This is a genomic window from Enhygromyxa salina (assembly GCF_002994635.1).
GTDB classification, from domain to species: Bacteria; Myxococcota_A; Polyangia; order Nannocystales; family Nannocystaceae; genus Plesiocystis; species Plesiocystis salina_B.
Genome location: NZ_PVNL01000013.1, coordinates 132,035 through 150,403, shown reverse-complemented (window position 1 = coordinate 150,403; position 18,369 = coordinate 132,035). Strand labels below are relative to the sequence as shown.

Here is an 18,369-nt window from a genome sequence, read left to right as displayed (position 1 = left end):
GACCCCCTCTGTCCAGGCCAGCGACGCGAGCCCCCTACGTGCGGACGGGGTCAGGTCGGCTGGATCCAGGCCCTGGTGAAGCCAGCGTATTGACGCTCACGCGGTGGCTCACCGCTCCGAGCCGTCTCAGTCGAGGTAGCCGAGCTCGCGCAGGGCCGCGGCCGTGAGCGTGGGACGATCGTCGGCGAAGCTGTCCGGGGCCGGCTCGGGGGTCAGCAACAGCGTCGCAAAGTACACCCGCGGGCCGTCGGGCCGCTCGAAGGATCCGACGAACCAGCCGAGGTTGCCCTCGAAGCCGGCCGTCACCGAGTCGGTGAAATGCTCTGACTTGGCCCAGCCGGTCTTGGCCCGGACGCTGCGCTCGGGTGTACCCGCCCACTCGCCCGGCCGGGGTGCGTAGATCATGACGTCATCGAGGAAGCGCGCGACGGTGGTCGGGGAGAACGGGCTCGCGCCCGTGTGGAGACGCTGCAGAAACTCGACCTGCTCGCGCGGTGAGATCCGCAGGGCGCCGTTGAGCCAGAACGCATCGACGCCCCCCGAGATGTCGGCGTTGCCGTACTCGGCCGCGCTCACCCACTCGGCCATGCGGGCCTCGCCGATCCGTCGAGCGAGCTCTTGGTAGTACCAGACCGCCGACACCGCGAACGCGCTGCGCAGATCATGGTCGCGGTTCCAGCTCGACGCCCAGCGCTGAACCCCGTCCCACTTCAGCGTGAAGTCGGGTGAGTCGGCGACCCCGGTCTCGAGGGCGATCAGCGAGTTTGGGATCTTGAAGGTCGACGCCGGGATGAACTGGCGCTCGGCCAGCTCCGGGTCCGAGACGATCAGGGTCGCGGCCGCGGGATCCAAGATCACGATCGCCCCGCGGTAGCCAGCGGCGGTGATGCGCTCGGCGAGCTCGGGGCGGTGATCGATCGTGATCGTGATCGTGAGCGCGGGCGTGGGTTCGGGCTCGGGCTCGGGCTCGGGCGTGCCTGAGGGAGGCGCGCTCGGAGCTGGCTGATCCGCGGGCGGCGGGGGCTCGGCGATCGGGCGGCAGCCGCAGAGCATGACGGCGACGGCGAACGACGAGACGAGCGGGGCAGTCACGCGAGCGGCTGACATCCGGCGACCGACGCGACGTCCAGCGAGTTTGTTCCGGGTGAAGGTGGTGCGGGGTCGATCATCTCCCCCAGGCCTCGCGCTAGCGGAGAGTACGCACACTACTCTGACCAGAACGCTCCGCAGCACGTGAAGTCCAGCCCGCTCGGTGTCTCGGGCACCCATGGTACAACCCCCGAGCCAACCGCGCCGCCATGACACCAAACCAGCAGCGCGAAGAGATCAGCAAGGCGTACATCGCCGCGATCGCTGCACGCTGCGGGTACAAACTGGGCACGTGGAGCCAAGATGATGACTGTCTGGATGTCACGATCGGCGTCGCTGGCGTGCTCGGCGGCGGGACGCTGGCGGGTCCCAAGATCGACCTCCAGCTCAAGTGCTCCAGCGACCAGCGTCATGTGCACGACCAACATATCGCGTGGTCGCTCGAGCGAGCGCACTATGATCGCCTGCGCCACGACTGTCACACGCCGATACTCCTGGTTGTGCTCATGCTGCCGGCGGACGAGCATGAGTGGATCTCATACTCGAACGAGGAGCTCATCATGCGCCGCTGCGCCTATTGGGAGCACCTCCACGGTCGCCTCCCGCTCGTTGGCGACGCGGCGACGACGACGATCCACATTCCGAGGACCAACCTGTTCTGTCCAGACAGCCTTCGCTCGATGATGACCAGGATAAGCCGAGGGGACGCGCTGTGAAGCCCGATTGGTTGCAGACCGCGAGCCGGCTTCCGCCTTCGGCTTATCGCCGCTACCTCGTTGCTTCGGGGTGGAAAGAGGGCGATGCGCTCAACGACAGGCACTGGCGCTACCACCGTAACGAGCACGAGCAAGATGTCGTCGTCGAGATCCCGAGGCGTCAGGACTTCGTGGACTACGGTCGGCGCGTGGCTGAGGTCATCGAGGTTCTGTCCTTGGTGGAGCGTCGAGCAGCTCGCGCGATCGTGTTCGATCTCGGCCAGCCCGAGGCGGACGTGCTGGCGTTTCGTTTCGCAGGCGCCGACACCGAGTCCGGCACCATCTCGATCAGCGACTCCGCCCGTATCCGTGAGGCCCGCAAGCAGCTGCTGCTGGCCGCGGCACACTCGATCATCGAGCCCCGCGCGCACCATCCACGCCTGTCTCGTGCCGAAGCTGTGGCATTCGTGGACACGTGCCGAGAGGCGCCGACTCGCTCAGGCAGCTATGTGTCGCCGATCCTGGTTCCGGTCTCACCGGCCGTCGGTGGGCCCGCCATCGAGGATCCTTTCGCGCGCCGGGTCACTCGGCTGATGGCCACCGCGCTCAACCAAGCCGCGGACGCACTCACGGCGGGAGAGGACCAGCGCTTGCTCGAAGGCGCAAAAGCAGGCCTCAGCTCCAACTTTTTGGCCGCTCTGTCCGCGCTGCATCCACCTGGTGGCCAGGGCTACACCGAGATCGCGTTCACCTGGGCTGCGCGGAGGCCCGTGGCGACGACGGTCCCGCCAGTCCGTTTCGACCATCGTTTGTTCGCGCCGCTGGGAGAGGCTGCGCGAGTCTTGAAGGCGACGTCTCCGGCTCCCGGCACTGAGATCGAGGGCTACGTCCGGACGCTCGACCGCGAGGCGACCGACCCCTCCCAACCCGGTGAGGTCGTGCTGCTCGCCACCGTGGACGACCGTCCGCACACGGTGAAGGTCTACATTTCCCTGAGTCCCGGTGCCTACGCCCAGGCGATGGACCTGCACCAGAAGGCCGCGCGGGTGCGTGTGTCGGGCACGCTCGTCAAGGAGGGACGACGCCACATTCTCCGCTCGCCGGGAGAGCTGGTCGCCGTCCCCGACGACGAAGATTGAGCCACGCCGACGAGCTGCCGATCGCGCCTCACGCAAGCGGGGCGCGTTCTGCGTATTTGACATAGCTCCCCCAGATCAGTCATCTTGCGCCAGCTGACTGACAGTCAGTCACCCGAGCCCTCCGACCATGCCCAGCTCCGACCCAGCCCGCGCGAGCACCGGTCCCAGCACCGGCCGGCGGCGTGAATTGGTAGCGACCGCCAAGCGCCTGTTCCTCGCTCGCGGCTTCGCCCAGACCAGCGTGTCGGCGATCGTCCGCGAGGCCGGCGTCGCGCAGGGCACCTTCTATCTGTACTTCAAGTCCAAGCAGTCGGTGCTGCCTTACCTGCGCGCCGAGGTGCTTGGCCACTACCTGCAGGCGTTCGAAGAGAGCACCGCAGACACGCTCGCGCCGGCCGACGAGCGCCTGGTCGCGGCGCTGATCCGCATCCACGCGGTCATGCGCGAGCAGGTCCCGCTGATCCGCGTGTTTCGTGAAGCGACGAGCAGCGAGGAGATCGAGCAGATCTGGCTCGAGGGCCGCGAGACCTTGTCGCGTCCGTTCGCGCAGCTGATCGCGGCCGGCCGCAGCGACGGCAGCTTCGTCGTCGACGACGATCGCATGGCCGCCCACCTCGCGCTCGCGCTGCTCGATGATCTGCTGTTCGAGGCGTTGGTCTGGCAGCGCCCAGCCCCACCCGCGCAGACCCTGATCCACGCGACGCGGTTCTTGCTGCGTGGCCTGGGCAGCGACAGCACCCGCGTCGAGGCGCTGTGCCCGATGCCAACCCCAACTACACTCCCAGACCCGATCCCAGACCCGATCCCAGAGGAGCAGCCAGCGTGAGCGACTACCGTTCCGTGTTTCGTCCCGACCTGTTCGCCGGTCAAACCATCATCGTCACCGGGGGCGGGAGCGGCATCGGCCGCTGCACCGCCCACGAGCTCGCCGCGCTCGGTGCCCACGTCGTGCTGCTCGGCCGCAAGCTCGACAAGGTCGAGCGGGTCAAGGCCGAGATCATCGAAGACGGCGGCCAGGCCAGCGCGCACACCCAGGACATCCGCGAGGAGTCCGGGGTCGCGGCCACGATCGCAGCGATCCTCGAAGATCGCGGGGCCGTGCACGGGCTGGTCAACAACGCGGGCGGCCAGTACCCGGCGCCGCTCGAGGCGATCAATCAAAAGGGCTTCGAGACGGTCGTGCGCACCAACCTGACCGGCGGGTTCTTGATGGCCCGGGAATTGTTCACGCAGCACTTCATGCAGCACGGCGGCGCGATCGTGAATATCGTCGCCGACATGTGGAAGGGCATGCCGGGCATGGGCCACTCGGGCGCGGCGCGGGCCGGGATGATCAATCTGACCAAGACCGCGGCGGTCGAGTGGGCGCGCGCGGGCGTGCGGGTCAACTCGGTCGCGCCAGGCTGGATCGCCAGCTCGGGCATGGAAACCTACCCAGAAGCGGTGCGCAGCATGTTCATGCAGATGACCAAGGCCGTGCCGCTCAAGCGGTTTGGCGTCGAAGCCGAGATCTCGGCTGCGATCTGCTTCTTGCTGTCGCCCGCGTCGGCGTTCATCACCGGGCAGACCCTGTGCGTCGATGGGGCGGCCCCGCTGATGCCTCACCACTGGCCGATGCCCGAGCACGATCGCTCGCTGCCCTACGACGGGTTTCATCGCTGCACGCTGCCGGACGACATGCGCGCGGTGACCAAGCTCGACAAGCTGCCCACGCCCGAGGACTGACATGCCAACCCTGCAATCCACGCTCGACACCCGCAGCGAGGCATATCAACACAACCGGGCCCAGATGCTGGCGCTGGTCGAGGGCTTCCGCGCGCTCGAGGCCACGGTCCGGGCCCACGGCGAGGCCAAGCGGGCCAAGTTCATCAAGCGCGGCCAGCTGACCCCGCGCGAGCGCGTCGCCCGGCTGATCGATCCCGGCAGTCCGTTCCTCGAGCTCTCGACCCTCGCCGGGTACAAGATGCACGACGACAACGGCCGCAAGGACACCCTCGGCGGCGGCAACATCGTTGGGATCGGGTTCGTGGCTGGGGTGCGCTGTCTGGTCACGGCCAACGACAGCGCGATCAAGGGCGGCTCGATCGCGCCGATGGGCCTGCAAAAGAGCCTGCGTGCCCAGCGGATCGCGCTGGAGAACAAGCTGCCCTGCATTGGGTTGGTCGAGAGCGGCGGCGCCAACCTCAATTATCAGAGCGAGCTGTTCGTCGAGGGCGGCAAAGTGTTCTGCAACATCGCTCGAATGTCGGCCGCCGGGATCCCCCACATTACGGTGGTCAATGGCTCGTCCACGGCCGGCGGCGCGTACCTGCCGGGGCTCAGCGATTATGTGATCATGGTCCGCGGCCGGGCCAAGGTGTTCCTGGCCGGGCCGCCGCTGGTCAAGGCGGCGATCGGCGAGGACGCCAGCGACGAGGAGCTGGGCGGGGCCCAGATGCACGCCGAGGTCTCGGGGCTGGCCGAGTACGTGGCCGAGGACGACGCCCACGGCATTCGCATCGCCCGTGAGATCGTCGCCAAGCTGGGCTGGAATCAGAACTATGTCCCGCCACCCCAGCTCGGGTTCGAGCCACCGCTCTACGACGCCGAAGAATTGTGTGGGTTGGTCCCCCCCGATCCCCGCCACCCCTGGGACATCCGCGAGCTGATCGCCCGCCTGGTCGACGGCTCGGACTTCCTCGAATTCAAGGCCCGCTGGGGCTCGGACACGGTCTGCGGCCACGCCTCGATCGAGGGCTACGCGCTGGGGATCGTCGCCAACGCCGGGCCGATCATGCCCGACGGCTCGTGCAAGGCCGCGCAGTTCATTCAGCTGTGCTGTCAGGCCAACATTCCGATCTTGTACCTGCAGAACACCACGGGCTACATGGTCGGCAAGCACGCCGAGCAGCGCGGCGCGGTCAAGCACGGCGCCAAGATGATCCAGGCGGTCGCCAACGCCACGGTTCCGCAGCTGACCTTGCTGGTGGGCGGGGGCTACGGGGCCGGCAATTACGGCATGTGCGGGCGGGCCTTTGATCCGCGGTTCATCTTTGCGTGGCCCAACGCCAAGGTCGCGGTCATGGGCGCCGAGCAGATCGGCATGGTCATGGAGATCATCACCAAGGCCAAGTTTGCGGGCACGGATCACATGCTCGACGAGGCCGCCCGCAAGATCCGCGACGACAATGTTCGCATGATGCGAGACACGCTCGTCAAGCGGATCGAGTCCGAGTCCACGGCGCTGTTCGCGACCGCGCGGCTGTGGGACGATGGCATCATTGATCCGCGAGACAGCCGGCGGGTACTGGCGACGGCGCTCGCAACCTGCCGCGAGGCCCAAGCTCGAACCCTCAGCCCCAACACCTTCGGCGTCGCACGTCTGTAGGAGCCCCTCATGCAATTGTTCGGTGAAGAGCACGCGCTGCTGCGCAAGACGGTCAACCAGATCATCGACAAGCACATCAACCCCTACGTCGACGAGTGGGAGGCGGCCGGCGCGTTTCCGGCTCACGAGGTGTTCAAGCGATTCGGCGAGCAGGGCCTGCTCGGGCTCAAGTACCCCGAGGCGCACGGCGGCGCGGCCCTCGATTACTCGTACTCGGTGGCGATGGCCGAGGAACTCGGCAACATCAATTGCGGCGGCGTGCCCATGGCGATCGGGGTTCAGACCGACATGTGCACCCCCGCGCTCGCCCGGTTTGGCTCGGACGACCTCAAGAAGACCTACCTCGAGCCGTCGATCGCCGGCGACATGGTTGGCTGCATTGGCGTGTCCGAGGTCGGGGCCGGATCCGACGTCGCCAACATCAAGACCCACGCGCGCAAGGACGGCGACGACTTCGTCATCAATGGCGGCAAGATGTGGATCACCAACGGCTACCAGGCCGACTGGATGTGCTGCCTGGTCAACACCGTCGAGGGCGCGGCCGCCCACCGCAACAAGAGCCTGATCGTGGTCCCGCTCGACGCCAAGGGGGTCGACCGCTCGACCAAGCTCGACAAGCTGGGCATGCGCTGCTCCGACACCGCGCAGATCTTCTTCGAGGACGTGCGGGTGCCGCAGCGGAACCTGATCGGGCAAGAGGGCTACGGCTTCGTCTACCAAATGATGCAGTTCCAGGAGGAGCGGCTGTGGGCGGCGGCCAACTCCGTGCGCGGGCTCGAGCGCATGCTCGACATGACGGTTGCCTACACCCGCGAGCGCCAGGTGTTTGGCGGCTCGGTGCTCGACAACCAATATGTGCACTTCAAGCTGGCCGAATTGGCGACCGAGCTCGAGGCGTTCAAGGCCCTGGTCTACCGCGCGACCGAGCTCTACGTCAGCGGCAAAGACGTGACCAAGCTGGCCAGCATGGCCAAGCTCAAGTGCGGTCGGCTGACCCGCGAGCTGGGCGACTGCTGCATTCAGTTTCACGGCGGCATGGGCTACATGAACGAAAACCCGATCGTCCGCGCCTACCGGGACTCGCGGCTGGTGGCGATCGGCGGCGGGGCCGACGAGGTCATGCTGGGGATCATCTGCAAGCTGATGGGCACCTTGCCCAGGCAGCCGGGCACCACGCGAACCGGGAAGGGGACGTCATGAAATTCACAGAAGAACACGCGCTGCTGCGCAAGACGGTCAACCAGATCATCGACAAGCACATTAACCCCCACGTCGATGAGTGGGAGGCGGCCGGGGCGTTCCCGGCTCATCAGGTGTTCAAGCTGTTCGGTGATCAGGGCCTGCTCGGGCTCAAGTACCCGGAGGAGCACGGCGGCGCGGGGCTCGACTACTCCTACACCGTGGCCATGGCCGAGGAGCTGTCGAACATCAATTGCGGCGGCGTGCCCCTGGCGATCGGCGTGCAGACCGACATGTGCACGCCCGCGCTCGCGCGGTTTGGCTCGGACTACCTCAAGAAGACCTACCTCGAGCCCTCGATCGCGGGGGACATGGTCGGGTGTATCGGCGTGTCCGAGGTCGGGGCCGGCTCTGACGTCGCCAGCATCAAGACCCACGCGCGCAAGGACGGCGACGACTTCATCATCAATGGCGGCAAGATGTGGATCACCAGCGGCTACCAGGCCGACTGGATGTGCTGCCTGGTCAACACCGTCGACGGCGCGCCGGCCCACAAGAACAAGAGCCTGATCGTGGTCCCGCTCGACACCAAGGGTGTGGACCGCTCGACCAAGCTCGACAAACTGGGCATGCGCAGCTCCGACACCGCGCAGATCTTCTTCGAGGACGTGCGGGTGCCGCAGCGCAACCTGATCGGGCAAGAGGGCTACGGCTTCGTCTATCAGATGATGCAGTTCCAGGAGGAGCGGCTGTGGGGCGCGGCCAACTCGATTCGGGCGCTCGAGCGCATGCTCGAGATGACCACCGACTACACCCGCCAGCGTCAGGTGTTTGGCGGCTCGGTGCTCGACAACCAATACGTGCACTTCAAGCTGGCCGAATTGGCGACCGAGGTCGAGGCGTTGCGGGCCCTGGTCTATCGGGCGACCGAGCTCTACGTCAGCGGCAAAGACGTGACCAAGCTGGCCAGCATGGCCAAGCTCAAGTCCGGCCGGCTGTGCCGCGAGGTCGGCGACTGGTGCATTCAGTTCCACGGCGGCATGGGCTACATGAACGAGAACCCGGTGGTCCGCGGGTATCGTGACGCGCGGCTGGTCTCGATCGGCGGCGGCGCCGACGAGGTCATGCTCGGGATCATCTGCAAGCTGATGGGCACGCTGCCCAAGCGCAAGAAAGACTAGACGATGTTGGACTTCGAGCTTCCCGAGACTCCGAACCTCGCGCTGCGGCACGAGGGCTCGGTCTTGCACGTCACCTTCAACCGGCCGGCGGTGCGCAACGCGATGAGCTTTGCGATGGTCGAGGAGATCATCGCGGTGTTCGACGCGATCGCCGACAGCAAGACACTGCGCGTGGTCGTGCTGCGCGGCGCGGGCGGTCACTTCTGCGCGGGCGGTGATATCCGGGACATGGCCGCGGCGCGCATGGCCGCGGCGCCCGATGTCCCGGGAAGCCCCGACGACCCGATGGTGATCGGCAACCGCAAGTTTGGGACCATGCTCAGCGTGATCGAGACCGCCCCGCAGGCGGTGATCGCCGTGCTCGAGGGTGCGGTGATGGGCGGCGGGTTCGGGCTCGCGTGCGTCGCCGACGTCAGCCTCGCCCACGCCGACGCCAAGTTCCGCCTGCCCGAGACCTCGCTGGGGATTCCGCCCGCCCAGATCGCCGCGTTCATCGTGCGCCGCGTGGGGCTGACCCAGGCCCGGCGGTTCGCGGTCACCGGTGGCCGGCTCGACGGGCGCGAAGCCATGCGTGTGGGGATCGCCCACGAGGTCTACGACGACGACGAGGCGCTCGAGGTCGGCCTCGCCCAGACGCTCGCGCAGATCCGCCGCTGCGCGCCGGGTGCCGTGGCGGTGACCAAGGATCTCGTGATCTCGTCGCTGTCCGAGAACCTCGAGGTCCTGCTCGACCGGGCCGCGCGGGAGTTCGCGCTGGCGATCCGCGGACCCGAGGGCCAAGAGGGCACCCGGGCCTTCATCGAGAAGCGCGACCCGAGCTGGGCCCGCGACGACGCGTGATCCAGGCAAGGCTCGCGCGCACCCACCTGACTCAGCCGATCCGACCATGCCCACCTTCACCAAGCTCCTCGTCGCCAACCGTGGTGAGATCGCCGCTCGGGTGATCCGCACCGCCCGCGCGCTCGGCTATGAGACCGTCGCGGTCTACTCCACCCCCGACACCGACGGCCTCGCGGTCTCGCTTGCGGACGAGGCTGTCCACATTGGGCCGGCGCCGGCCGCCGAGTCGTACTTGAACGTCGAAGCGATCCTCGCGGCCGCCAGGCGGACCGGGGCCGACGCGATCCATCCCGGCTACGGCTTTCTGTCCGAGAACGCCGCGTTCGCCCAGGCCTGCGCCGACGCCAACATCGTGTTCGTCGGCCCGCCGCCGGCCGCGATCGAGGCGATGGGTGACAAGGCGCTGGCCAAGGCCCGCATGATCGCCGCCGACGTGCCCACGGTGCCCGGCTACCAGGCGCCCGAGGGCGACGAGCTGAGCCTCGAGCAGGCCAAGTCCGAGGCCGCAGCGATCGGCTATCCAGTGCTGCTCAAGGCCGTCGCGGGCGGCGGTGGCCGGGGCATGCGACGGGTCGACGCGCCCGACCAGCTCGAGGCCGCGATGGCCAGCGCCTCGCGCGAGGCCCAAAACGCGTTCGGCAGCGGCACGCTGCTGCTCGAGAAGCTGGTCGAGGGCGCCCGCCATGTCGAGATTCAGGTGTTCGCCGACGCCCACGGCAACGCGCTGCACCTCGGCGAGCGCGACTGCTCGGCGCAGCGCCGCCACCAGAAGATCATTGAAGAGTCGCCCTGCGTGGTCGTGGACGAGGGCCTGCGCGCGCGGATGGGCGCGGCCGCGGTCGCGGCGGCCAAGGCCGTGGATTACGTCGGGGCCGGGACGGTCGAGTTCCTGCTCACCAGCGAGGGCGCGTTCTACTTCCTGGAGATGAACACGCGCCTTCAGGTCGAGCACCCGGTCACCGAGCTGGTCACGGGCCTCGACCTCGTGGAGTGGCAGCTCGAGGTCGCCGCGGGCCATGAGCTGCAGCTCGTGCAAGAGCAGATCTTGCTGCGGGGTCACGCGATCGAGGTGCGGCTCTACGCCGAAGATCCCAACGCGGGGTTCGTGCCGCAGACCGGTGAGATCCTGGCCTGGCGCCCGGCCGACAACCAGGGGCTGCGCGTCGATCATGGCCTGCTCGTCGGCCGCGGCCGCGGTCAGCGGATCGGCAGCGACTACGATCCAATGGTCGCCAAGGTGATCGCGTACGGCGACACCCGCGAGCAAGCCCGGCGGCGCTTGCTGCTGGGCCTGCGCGACACCGTGTTGTTTGGCCCGACCCACAACAAGCGGTTCTTGATCGACCTGCTGCGCCACGAGACGTTCGTCGCTGGCGAGGTCACGACCGCGTTCGTCGAGTCCGAGCCGGGGCGATCGCTGGTGGCCCCGCCCTCGGCCCCGCCCGCCGAGGCCGTGGCGCTCGCGGCCGTGATCTGGCTCGAGGCTCTGCGCGACCACGCCCACCCGCGCCCCGGTGTGCCGGTCGCGTGGCACAGCGCCCACCACAGCAGCTCGGCGATCGAGCTGCGCTGCGGTGACCAGCTGACTGGGCTGACCTTGCGCCCGGGGCCCGGCGCCCACGACCGACCGCGCTGGACGGTCGAGCAGGCGGGCGCGGACGCGGTCGAGATCACCTTGCTCGCCGACGATGGGGTCCGCCTGCGGTTCGTCTGCGACGGTCGCCAGCGTCAGGCTCACTACGCGTGGACCGCCGAACACGGGCTGCAGCTCGAGCTCGACAGCCACACCTACGAGTTCGCCGAGCACCGCCCGCACGAGGGCTCGAGCGATCCGAGCAGCGACGGCAGCGACGGCCGCGTGCGGGCCCCGACCATGGGCCGCGTGCTCGCGCTGTGGGCCGAGCTTGGCCAGCGTGTCGAGCCCGGCGCGCGGCTGCTGACCCTCGAGGCCATGAAGATCGAGTCGACGATCACCAGCCCGATCGCCGGCACCGTCACCGAGCTGCGCGCGGCGGTCGGCGACCAGGTCGACAAGGCCCAAGTGCTGGTGACGATCACCCCCGAACAACCCTCCGAAGGCACCACCGATGACCGATAAAGCCGCCCTGACCTGCGCCATCACTGGCGTCCTCACCAACCCCAAGCAGCACCCGGTCCCGGTCACCATCGAGGAGATGGCGCAGTCGGCCAAGGATGCCTTCAACGCTGGCGCGTCGATCATGCACGTGCACTTTCGGGATCAGACGCCGGGCATGGGCCACATGCCGACCTGGGACCCCGAGGTCGCGGGCGCGATCATCGAGGCGATCCGCGACGCGTGCCCGGGCGTGATCATCAACATGAGCACCGGGGTGGTCGGCAACGACATCTCGGGCCCCGAGGCGTGCATGCGCCGGATCAAGCCCGAGATCGCGGCCTGCAACGCGGGCAGCCTCAACTACCTCAAGGTGCGCAGCAATGGGCAGTGGGCGTGGCCACCCATGCTGTTCGACAACCCCGTCAGCAAGGTTCAGAATTTTCTGAAGGTCATGGCGGAGACCGGCGCGATGCCGGAATTCGAGTGCTTCGATGTCGGCATCGTGCGCTCGATTGAGCTGTTCGTGAAGGCGGGGCTGACCGATCATCCCGACTACAACTTTGTGATGGGGGTGGCCTCGGGCATGCCCGCGGATCCGAGGCTGCTGGAGTTGCTCGTGCAGTATCGGCTCGAGCCCAGCACCTGGCAGGTCACCGCGATCGGCCGCGAGGATGTGTGGCCGCTGCACCAGCGGACCGCCGAGCTGGGTGGGCAGCTGCGGACGGGTGTCGAGGACACCTTTTATTTGCCCAATGGTGACAAGACTACTGGGAATGGGCCGTTGATCGAGGCGCTGGCGGCCTGCGCTCGCGCGGCCGGACGCGAGGTCGCGTCGCCCAGCGAGGCTCGGGCGATCCTCGGGTTGCGGCCGCAGGCAGATCCGAGCTGAGTCCAGACCTTCATTCGGCTGACGGGGGCAGACCGCCGCCGTCGAGCCCGAGCACGACGGTGCGTTCGGCACTGTCTGTCTCGGGTTCGATCATCAGGTGGCACGTTCCGGGAGCGGCCGTCACGGTAGATCCCCCGAGAGGCGACGCAGATGCTGGGTGCCCTCGAAGCCGGGCCCGAGCTGGTGCAGGGCCAAGGCGTCGGCACCACGAATGGTGGACTGCTGCAGCGGGGCGCCCAGCCACGTCAAGCGATAGCGCGCGTGCTCGGTGTCCTCGTCGACCTCGCCCGCGCCGACGACCGCACGCGCGCGCCACCACAGCGGGGCGACGCGCTGCTCGCCCTCGAGGGTGAAGCTGCGGCCGTCGTCGTCGAATTCGATCCGCTCGACGCTGAGCATCATCGGGAGCCCGAGCCAGCGCACCCGGGTGGTGTGGACGACGACGGGGCCCTCGAAGTGTACGGAGGTGTCGAGGCGCAGGCGGCCCAGCCAGGCTGGCCAGGCCGAGACCAGGCGCAGGGCCACGCGATCGAGCAGAGGCATCTCGCTGTGACGCAGGCGCTCGGTATCGGTGATTCGCATGTCGAGCTCGCAGCGCCAGCGACCCACGCAGCTGAGGTAGTAGGCTCGGTGGGGCTGCTCTCGCGCGCGGGCTTGGGCGCCTTCGGCCAGTTGGCAGTGAGGAGCGGGCATGCTCGTACCTCGTCCATTACTACAGATCGCGGGCCATGACGAAGCCAGCTGAAGCAACGAACAGTCGAAGAGCTTCTTGTCAGCCGATGTTCAGATCTAGCGTCGGAGTGCTGTGCCAGTCGCCGCGGGTTTGTCGATCCGCATTACTTCAAAAACACGAATTCGCGGGAGTCCATACAGCGTCCTCGCTTCGCCAAAGTCTGGTAAAAGCGCCTGTGCGCTGGAGCCCAATTTGGCGAAACGTGTCGGTCTTGGTCCTCCTGGCTGCGGTCGGCTGCGGGCAAGATGACAGTGGCGGCTCGGCCGAGCAGGCGAGCGAGACCGTGGCCGACGGCGAGACCGTTGGCGACGGCGACGGCGACGGTGATCCCGGCGACGGTGATGGCGACGAGCCGTCCGAGCCCTCGGGCAACGCGCTCGATCAGGACGAGCTGTTCACCTGCAACGGCGAGCCGGCCATGCCCCCGGCCGACATCCGGCTGCTCGATCGCTTCGAGTGGACCCGCAACGTCGGCAGCTGGCACGGCACCAACCTCGACAAGAACCCGCTCTACCCCCGGCCCGAGCATCGCTACTCGAGCTACTTCGCCGACGAGGCCCTCGACCCGAGCGTGCTCTCGCTCTACCTCGACGTGGTCTCGGGGGCGGGCAACGCCTGGACCAAGCCACACACCTACGACAGCAACGCGATCCTCACGGTCACGGACGACCCCGAGACCAAGTGCTTCTTCGACGACGCGGATCCACTGCCGGAGTGTGTGCGCTACTTCGTCGGCCGGCTGCTCGAGCGTGGCACGATGTACCGGCCGGCCAGCGAGGCTCAGGTCGACGCGCTCGAGGAGTTCGCTCAAGCGGCGCTCGGCGATGAGCTCGGGATCGACACCCGACCTGCGACGATCAAGAAGATCGCGGCTGCAGCGTGGATGACCGCGGACGCCCTCCACCGCACCGAGCTCGGTGATGGCAATCGAGGTGCGCTCGACGAGCACGGCCGCGTGCGCCTGACCGACTGGGAGCTGGCCCAGGCCATGGCCTACGCGCTCGGCCGGACCGCGCCGGGTGCTCCCGCCGTTCGTCGCAAGCACCTCTATTGGTCCAAGGGCGACGTCGACGGCTACCTCAGCGGATTTGCGGACGCGGCCACCGACGGCAGCATCACCGATCCCGAGGTCGTCGCGGCGCTGGTCGGCGAGTACTTCGGCGGCCTCGACGACGCGCGGGTCGACCTCTACCTCGAGCGCGGCGACGAGCGTGACTGGGAGAACCGCGGCGAGTACTGGATGGCCATGGGGATCCGCAGCTTCTTCCGCGAGTGGCTCGACTACGGCGAGATCGCGGCCCAACCACCCAAGGTCGAGGTCGCGGCGACCTCGGCCTGGGCCGGCCAGGCGGTCGAGAACAGCTACCACAACCTCGTCAACAGCAGTAACGGGTACGAGAACAACCTCGTCGAGCACCTCGACGACATGATCGCCCGGATCCTCGCCGCCGACGAGGACGTGTTTGCGACCTTGCTGACCTCGCGCATGTTCTACACGCCCGCGACCGCCGGCTACCAAGAGGGCGAGTCGACGGTCTGGAAGTCGACCTCGGAGATGAACCGGGTCTACAACGTCGCAGGCGTGACCGAGCGGACCCGCGAGGCCCGCTGGATCGAGCTGCCGGCGCTCGAGCGCGCTGGCGTGCTCACCCACCCAGCCTGGCTCGGCGCCCACGCGCTGTCGTTCGAGAACGACCCCAACTTGGTGCACCGCGGCAAGTGGATCCGCGAGGAGCTGCTGTGCCTCGACGTGCCCGAGCTGCCGCTTAGCGTCGACGCTGCGCTCAGCGACGAATCCCGCGATCAGTCGGCCCGCCAGCGGATCTCGGAGCAGCTCGACGCCGACCCCTACTGCGCGGGCTGCCACCAGTACATGAACCCGCTCGGCTATCCATTCGAGATCTACAACCACGCGGGCTTCGTCCGGATCGAGGATCACGGCGCCGCGCCCAACGGCTCGAGCGTGCTCGCCAACATGCCCTCGCCCGAGCTCGAGGGTCCGGTCGGCAGCGCGATCGACCTCAGCGAGCGCCTGGCCAGCTCGCCCTACGCCAAGCGCTGCTTCATCCGCCAGAGCTTCCGCTACTTCGCCGGCCGCGAAGAGACCCAGGCCGACGCCTGCACCATGGTCGCGCTCGAGCATGCATACGACGACAGCGGCGGCTCGTTCGCCGCGTTGCTGGTCGCGCTGTTCAACAGCGACAGCTTTCAATATCGCGTGCCGAACTGAACCTCCGGAATAGTGGAGACATTGTCATGATCAATCGTCGAAAATTCATCACGGCTTCCGGGTTGCTCGCCGGCACGGCGCTGTTCACTGGCGCGACGCTGGGCAACCGAGCGGGCCAGCCGCAGGCCGGGCCCGCGAACTGTCCCCGTCGCTTCGTCATCTTCCTCGAGGGCAACGGCACGCGGCCGGGCTGCATGTACGACCCGCTCACGCTGCAGACCCTCGAGGGCCTGGCTGGCAAGCCGATCGAGAGCAACCGCGACTACGGCCACGATCAGCCCGTGCTGGTCCCCAGCGCGCCGCTGAGCGACGCCCGCTCGCTCGGCGCCCTCGCGGCCGGCCAGGACCAGATCTCGCTCGTCGATCGGGCCGCGCTGGTGTTGGGCTTGTCGGGGACCAACGTCGGCGGCGGCCACTCCACCAACCATGGGGCCCTGAGCGCGACCAAGGCGATCGGGGGCCCTGGCGCGGCGACGATCGAGACCGTGCTCTCGCAGATCCCCGGGGTCCGCGGCGGCACGCCCTTCGACGCCCTGCGGCTCGGCTTCGGCGACGCGACCACCCCGCTCAATTACTCCAGCTGTGCATTTGGCGAGGGCAAGCCAGCTCCGATCTTGATGGACCCCGCCTCGGTCTTCAGCACGCTGTTCGGCTCGGTCGCCTCGGGTCAGGCGGGCGCGGACTTTCAGGCTCGGGGGGAGCTGCTGCAATTCTCACTCGACGATGTCCAGTCCAAGCTCGGGAGCATCACTGGCTCGAGCCGGGGCCGGGCCAAGCTCGAGACCTACGAGGCCTCGCTGCTCGACATGATCGCGCGTGACCAGCAGATCCTGGGCATGCAGGACGCCCTGCTCGCGGTCAAGCCACCCGAGCCAGGCGAGCTCGACCCCGATCCATACGCCTCCAGCGCGCCGCTCGATCGACTGAAGATCCAGACTGATCTCACGATCTCCGCGCTGCTCGCCGGGCTGACCAATGTCGTGGTCGTGTCGCTGGGATCCGGCGGTTACTACTGGTCCTCGCAATATCCGAATCTAATCAATCTATACCCCGGCGGGCAGATGATCGGCGGTCACGATCTGCGCCACGCGGGCGGGGCCGAATACCACGAGGTCTTGCACGAGCTCACGAGCCGCTATATCGGCGAGATGTGCCGGGTCGCGCGGGCGCTCGAGGCCCAGCCCGAAGACGGCGGGACCATGCTCGACAACACCTTGCTGCTCTACATGCCGGATAACGGTGAAAAGCACCACTCCAACGCCGAAGAGTGGGCCACCTTGATGCTCGGTGGCAACAACATGGGCTTCCTGACCGACGGCCGCAGCGTCAGCTACCCCCGGCACGGGCACGCCAATAATCGGCAGATCTCGAACATGTTCAACTCGATGTTGCACGGCGCCGGCCAGCCAACCGACGACTTTGGCCACGCCAATCCGGATTCCCGCGTGGCCGAAGGGCCGCTCGCCGAGCTGTGGTCAGGCGCCTGACCGGGGGTCAGAGCCGCGGCTGCGACCGCTTCGCGCTCTACCTGATCCAGCGGGCCGCGCAGATGATATGAGCGGGGCCGATGATCACCCAGCCGGACATGCTGTTTCGTGAGCACGTCGTGCGCGGCCTCCCCACCTCGCTGGCCTCGTCCGACGACATCCGCGACGGCGCTCCGATCCCCGCGTCGACGTACGTACAGCTGCACGACCCCCTCGACGAGGCCCGGGTTGCGGAGCTGGCGAAGTATCCTCAGATCACGCGGCTGTCCCTGGCGGGCGGCGCAAGCGTGCCCCTCGGCGGTCTCGCGGTGCTCCCGTCGCTTCGCTCGCTGCACGTCCTGCACGACTTCGGATCTCCGCCTTCGTACGCCGGCCTCGAGCTGATTCCGGAGCTCGAGGTGCTCTCGATCGCCCGCGCGGGCGGAGGGCTCGCGTTGACGCGCGAGGCGGTCGAGGTTGTCGCCAGGTCGCCGAAGCTCGCGGTGCTCTGGCTGTCCGCGTCCGAGCTGCCGGGGCTGGCGGACCAGCTGCCCGCGCTGGCTGCAGCGCCCGCGCTGATCAGCCTCGGCCTGGTGCAGGCGCGCGGCCAGCTGGCCCCTGCGGCGCTCGCCCCCCTCACGGGGCGCCTCCGCACCCTCGACCTCACGAACAACGGGGGCTGGATCACCGACGCGCACCTGGAGGCGCTCGCGGGCTGCTCGATCGAGCGGCTCGTCCTCCGCAAGCACGTCCACGCCAAGCCGCCCCTCACCGACGCTGGCGTGGCCGCGCTGGCCGGCTGGCCGGCGCTCCGACACGTCGACGTCCGCGACTGCGACGGCGTGAAGGCGAAGGGGTTCGAGGCGCTCGCCTCCATGCCGCTGCAAGGCGTCGACCTCGGGAGCACGGGGGGCAGCGCACGGGCCCTCAACGCCAAGGCGGTGAAGGGCCTGGCCAAGCTCACCGCGCTCCGCCACCTGGGCCTGTACGGCGCGACCGCGGTGCCTGACGCCACCCTGGCGGCGCTCGGCGACCTCGGCGAGCTCGAGTCGTGGAGCTTCATCGCCGACCGGACCAAGCTCTCTCCCGAGGCGGTCACGGCGTTCGTGCAAGGTCGCTCCGGGCTACGGCGCTTGGTGCTCTCGGGCGCGACGAGTCCCCAAACGATCGAGGCGATCCAGGCTCCGAAGAACCTCCTCGAGCTCCGGCTCGCCGACGCGTCGGCCCTCGATTCGTCGAGCTACGCGCGGATCGCCGAGGCGGCGGCGCCCGAGGCGATCGAGCTCTGGCAGTGCCGGGCGTCGGAGGGCGATCTGGATGTCCTCGCGGCCAGCCCCGCCGGAGCGGTGGCCTCCCTCTTCTGCGCACCGCCTGCGTCGAGCGAGCTGCGCGCGAAGTACCCGACTCTGCGCCTCCGCTGAGCCTCACGTGACGCCCGTGTCGCGGCACATCTGCGGCATGGCGCTCGACACTCCCCTCCGGTT

At 68.2% G+C, this 18,369-nt stretch carries 15 protein-coding genes; 13 read left to right on the top strand and 2 right to left on the bottom strand.

All coding sequences use genetic code 11. The annotated features are described in order from the left end of the window. Positions 1-126 precede the first annotated feature (126 nt). Positions 127-1,092: a penicillin-binding transpeptidase domain-containing protein gene (locus ENSA7_RS02780; RefSeq protein ID WP_181233010.1), complete on the bottom strand. Its 966-nt coding sequence runs from the start codon at positions 1,090-1,092 to the stop codon at positions 127-129. 206 nt (positions 1,093-1,298) lie between these two features. On the opposite strand from ENSA7_RS02780, the gene ENSA7_RS02775 reads away from it, so the two are divergent. From ENSA7_RS02775 to ENSA7_RS02730, 10 genes are all read left to right on the top strand, one after another. Continuing rightward, on the top strand, positions 1,299-1,805 hold the full coding sequence (locus ENSA7_RS02775) for a DUF4365 domain-containing protein (RefSeq protein WP_106087634.1): 507 nt from the start codon (positions 1,299-1,301) through the stop codon (positions 1,803-1,805). Then, positions 1,802-2,923 carry a hypothetical protein gene (locus ENSA7_RS02770; protein WP_106087633.1) on the top strand — a complete coding sequence of 374 codons (1,122 nt, stop codon included), beginning with the start codon at positions 1,802-1,804 and terminating at the stop codon, positions 2,921-2,923. The genes ENSA7_RS02775 and ENSA7_RS02770 overlap by 4 nt, the downstream gene beginning before the upstream one ends. A 127-nt stretch (positions 2,924-3,050) precedes the next feature. Then, positions 3,051-3,749 carry a TetR/AcrR family transcriptional regulator gene (locus ENSA7_RS02765; RefSeq protein ID WP_106087632.1) on the top strand — a complete coding sequence of 233 codons (699 nt, stop codon included), beginning with the start codon at positions 3,051-3,053 and terminating at the stop codon, positions 3,747-3,749. After that, positions 3,746-4,648: an SDR family oxidoreductase gene (locus ENSA7_RS02760; protein WP_106087631.1), complete on the top strand. Its 903-nt coding sequence runs from the start codon at positions 3,746-3,748 to the stop codon at positions 4,646-4,648. The genes ENSA7_RS02765 and ENSA7_RS02760 overlap by 4 nt, the downstream gene beginning before the upstream one ends. Before the next feature lies 1 nt (position 4,649). Next, positions 4,650-6,290: an acyl-CoA carboxylase subunit beta gene (locus ENSA7_RS02755; RefSeq protein ID WP_106087630.1), complete on the top strand. Its 1,641-nt coding sequence runs from the start codon at positions 4,650-4,652 to the stop codon at positions 6,288-6,290. Between the two features lie 9 nt (positions 6,291-6,299). Further along, the gene (locus ENSA7_RS02750) at positions 6,300-7,490 is read left to right on the top strand and encodes an acyl-CoA dehydrogenase family protein (protein WP_106087629.1); all 1,191 of its coding nucleotides are present in this window, start codon (positions 6,300-6,302) and stop codon (positions 7,488-7,490) included. Further along, a complete protein-coding gene (locus ENSA7_RS02745; RefSeq protein WP_106087628.1) occupies positions 7,487-8,650 on the top strand; it encodes an acyl-CoA dehydrogenase family protein in 1,164 nt (387 codons plus the stop codon). Before ENSA7_RS02750 ends, ENSA7_RS02745 begins: the two co-directional genes overlap by 4 nt. Positions 8,651-8,653: 3 nt before the next feature. Beyond that, a complete protein-coding gene (locus tag ENSA7_RS02740; RefSeq protein WP_106087627.1) occupies positions 8,654-9,490 on the top strand; it encodes an enoyl-CoA hydratase/isomerase family protein in 837 nt (278 codons plus the stop codon). A gap of 46 nt (positions 9,491-9,536) precedes the next feature. Then, positions 9,537-11,588 carry an acetyl/propionyl/methylcrotonyl-CoA carboxylase subunit alpha gene (locus ENSA7_RS02735; protein ID WP_106087626.1) on the top strand — a complete coding sequence of 684 codons (2,052 nt, stop codon included), beginning with the start codon at positions 9,537-9,539 and terminating at the stop codon, positions 11,586-11,588. Next, positions 11,578-12,456, top strand: a complete 879-nt coding sequence (locus ENSA7_RS02730; protein ID WP_106087625.1) for a beta-keto acid cleavage family enzyme — start codon at positions 11,578-11,580, stop codon at positions 12,454-12,456. Before ENSA7_RS02735 ends, ENSA7_RS02730 begins: the two co-directional genes overlap by 11 nt. Positions 12,457-12,576: 120 nt before the next feature. Here the strand turns inward: ENSA7_RS02730 and ENSA7_RS02725 are convergent, their stop codons facing one another. Further along, complete coding sequence (locus ENSA7_RS02725) at positions 12,577-13,149, bottom strand: hypothetical protein (RefSeq protein ID WP_106087624.1); 573 nt, start codon at positions 13,147-13,149, stop codon at positions 12,577-12,579. Positions 13,150-13,391: 242 nt separating this feature from the next. On the opposite strand from ENSA7_RS02725, the gene ENSA7_RS02720 reads away from it, so the two are divergent. From ENSA7_RS02720 to ENSA7_RS02710, 3 genes are all read left to right on the top strand, one after another. Continuing rightward, entirely contained in the window at positions 13,392-15,419 is a 2,028-nt protein-coding gene (locus ENSA7_RS02720; RefSeq protein ID WP_106087623.1) for a DUF1588 domain-containing protein, read from the top strand. 26 nt (positions 15,420-15,445) lie between these two features. Then, entirely contained in the window at positions 15,446-16,906 is a 1,461-nt protein-coding gene (locus ENSA7_RS02715) for a DUF1552 domain-containing protein (RefSeq protein ID WP_106087622.1), read from the top strand. Positions 16,907-16,986: 80 nt separating this feature from the next. Beyond that, positions 16,987-18,306 (top strand): hypothetical protein, encoded by a 1,320-nt coding sequence (locus tag ENSA7_RS02710; RefSeq protein ID WP_106087621.1) that lies wholly within the window; start codon positions 16,987-16,989, stop codon positions 18,304-18,306. The last annotated feature ends 63 nt before the right edge of the window (positions 18,307-18,369 follow it).

Excerpts from the sequence above, each read along its gene's own strand:
- ENSA7_RS02725 (WP_106087624.1), bottom strand. The coding sequence starts at position 13,149 with ATGCCCGCTCCTCACTGCCAACTGGCCGAAGGCGCCCAAGCCCGCGCG.
- ENSA7_RS02710 (WP_106087621.1), top strand. The coding sequence starts at position 16,987 with ATGATCACCCAGCCGGACATGCTGTTTCGTGAGCACGTCGTGCGCGGC.
- ENSA7_RS02750 (WP_106087629.1), top strand. The coding sequence starts at position 6,300 with ATGCAATTGTTCGGTGAAGAGCACGCGCTGCTGCGCAAGACGGTCAAC.
- ENSA7_RS02755 (WP_106087630.1), top strand. The coding sequence starts at position 4,650 with ATGCCAACCCTGCAATCCACGCTCGACACCCGCAGCGAGGCATATCAA.
- ENSA7_RS02735 (WP_106087626.1), top strand. The coding sequence starts at position 9,537 with ATGCCCACCTTCACCAAGCTCCTCGTCGCCAACCGTGGTGAGATCGCC.
- ENSA7_RS02730 (WP_106087625.1), top strand. The coding sequence starts at position 11,578 with ATGACCGATAAAGCCGCCCTGACCTGCGCCATCACTGGCGTCCTCACC.
- ENSA7_RS02775 (WP_106087634.1), top strand. The coding sequence starts at position 1,299 with ATGACACCAAACCAGCAGCGCGAAGAGATCAGCAAGGCGTACATCGCC.
- ENSA7_RS02745 (WP_106087628.1), top strand. The coding sequence starts at position 7,487 with ATGAAATTCACAGAAGAACACGCGCTGCTGCGCAAGACGGTCAACCAG.
- ENSA7_RS02765 (WP_106087632.1), top strand. The coding sequence starts at position 3,051 with ATGCCCAGCTCCGACCCAGCCCGCGCGAGCACCGGTCCCAGCACCGGC.
- ENSA7_RS02715 (WP_106087622.1), top strand. The coding sequence starts at position 15,446 with ATGATCAATCGTCGAAAATTCATCACGGCTTCCGGGTTGCTCGCCGGC.
- ENSA7_RS02740 (WP_106087627.1), top strand. The coding sequence starts at position 8,654 with ATGTTGGACTTCGAGCTTCCCGAGACTCCGAACCTCGCGCTGCGGCAC.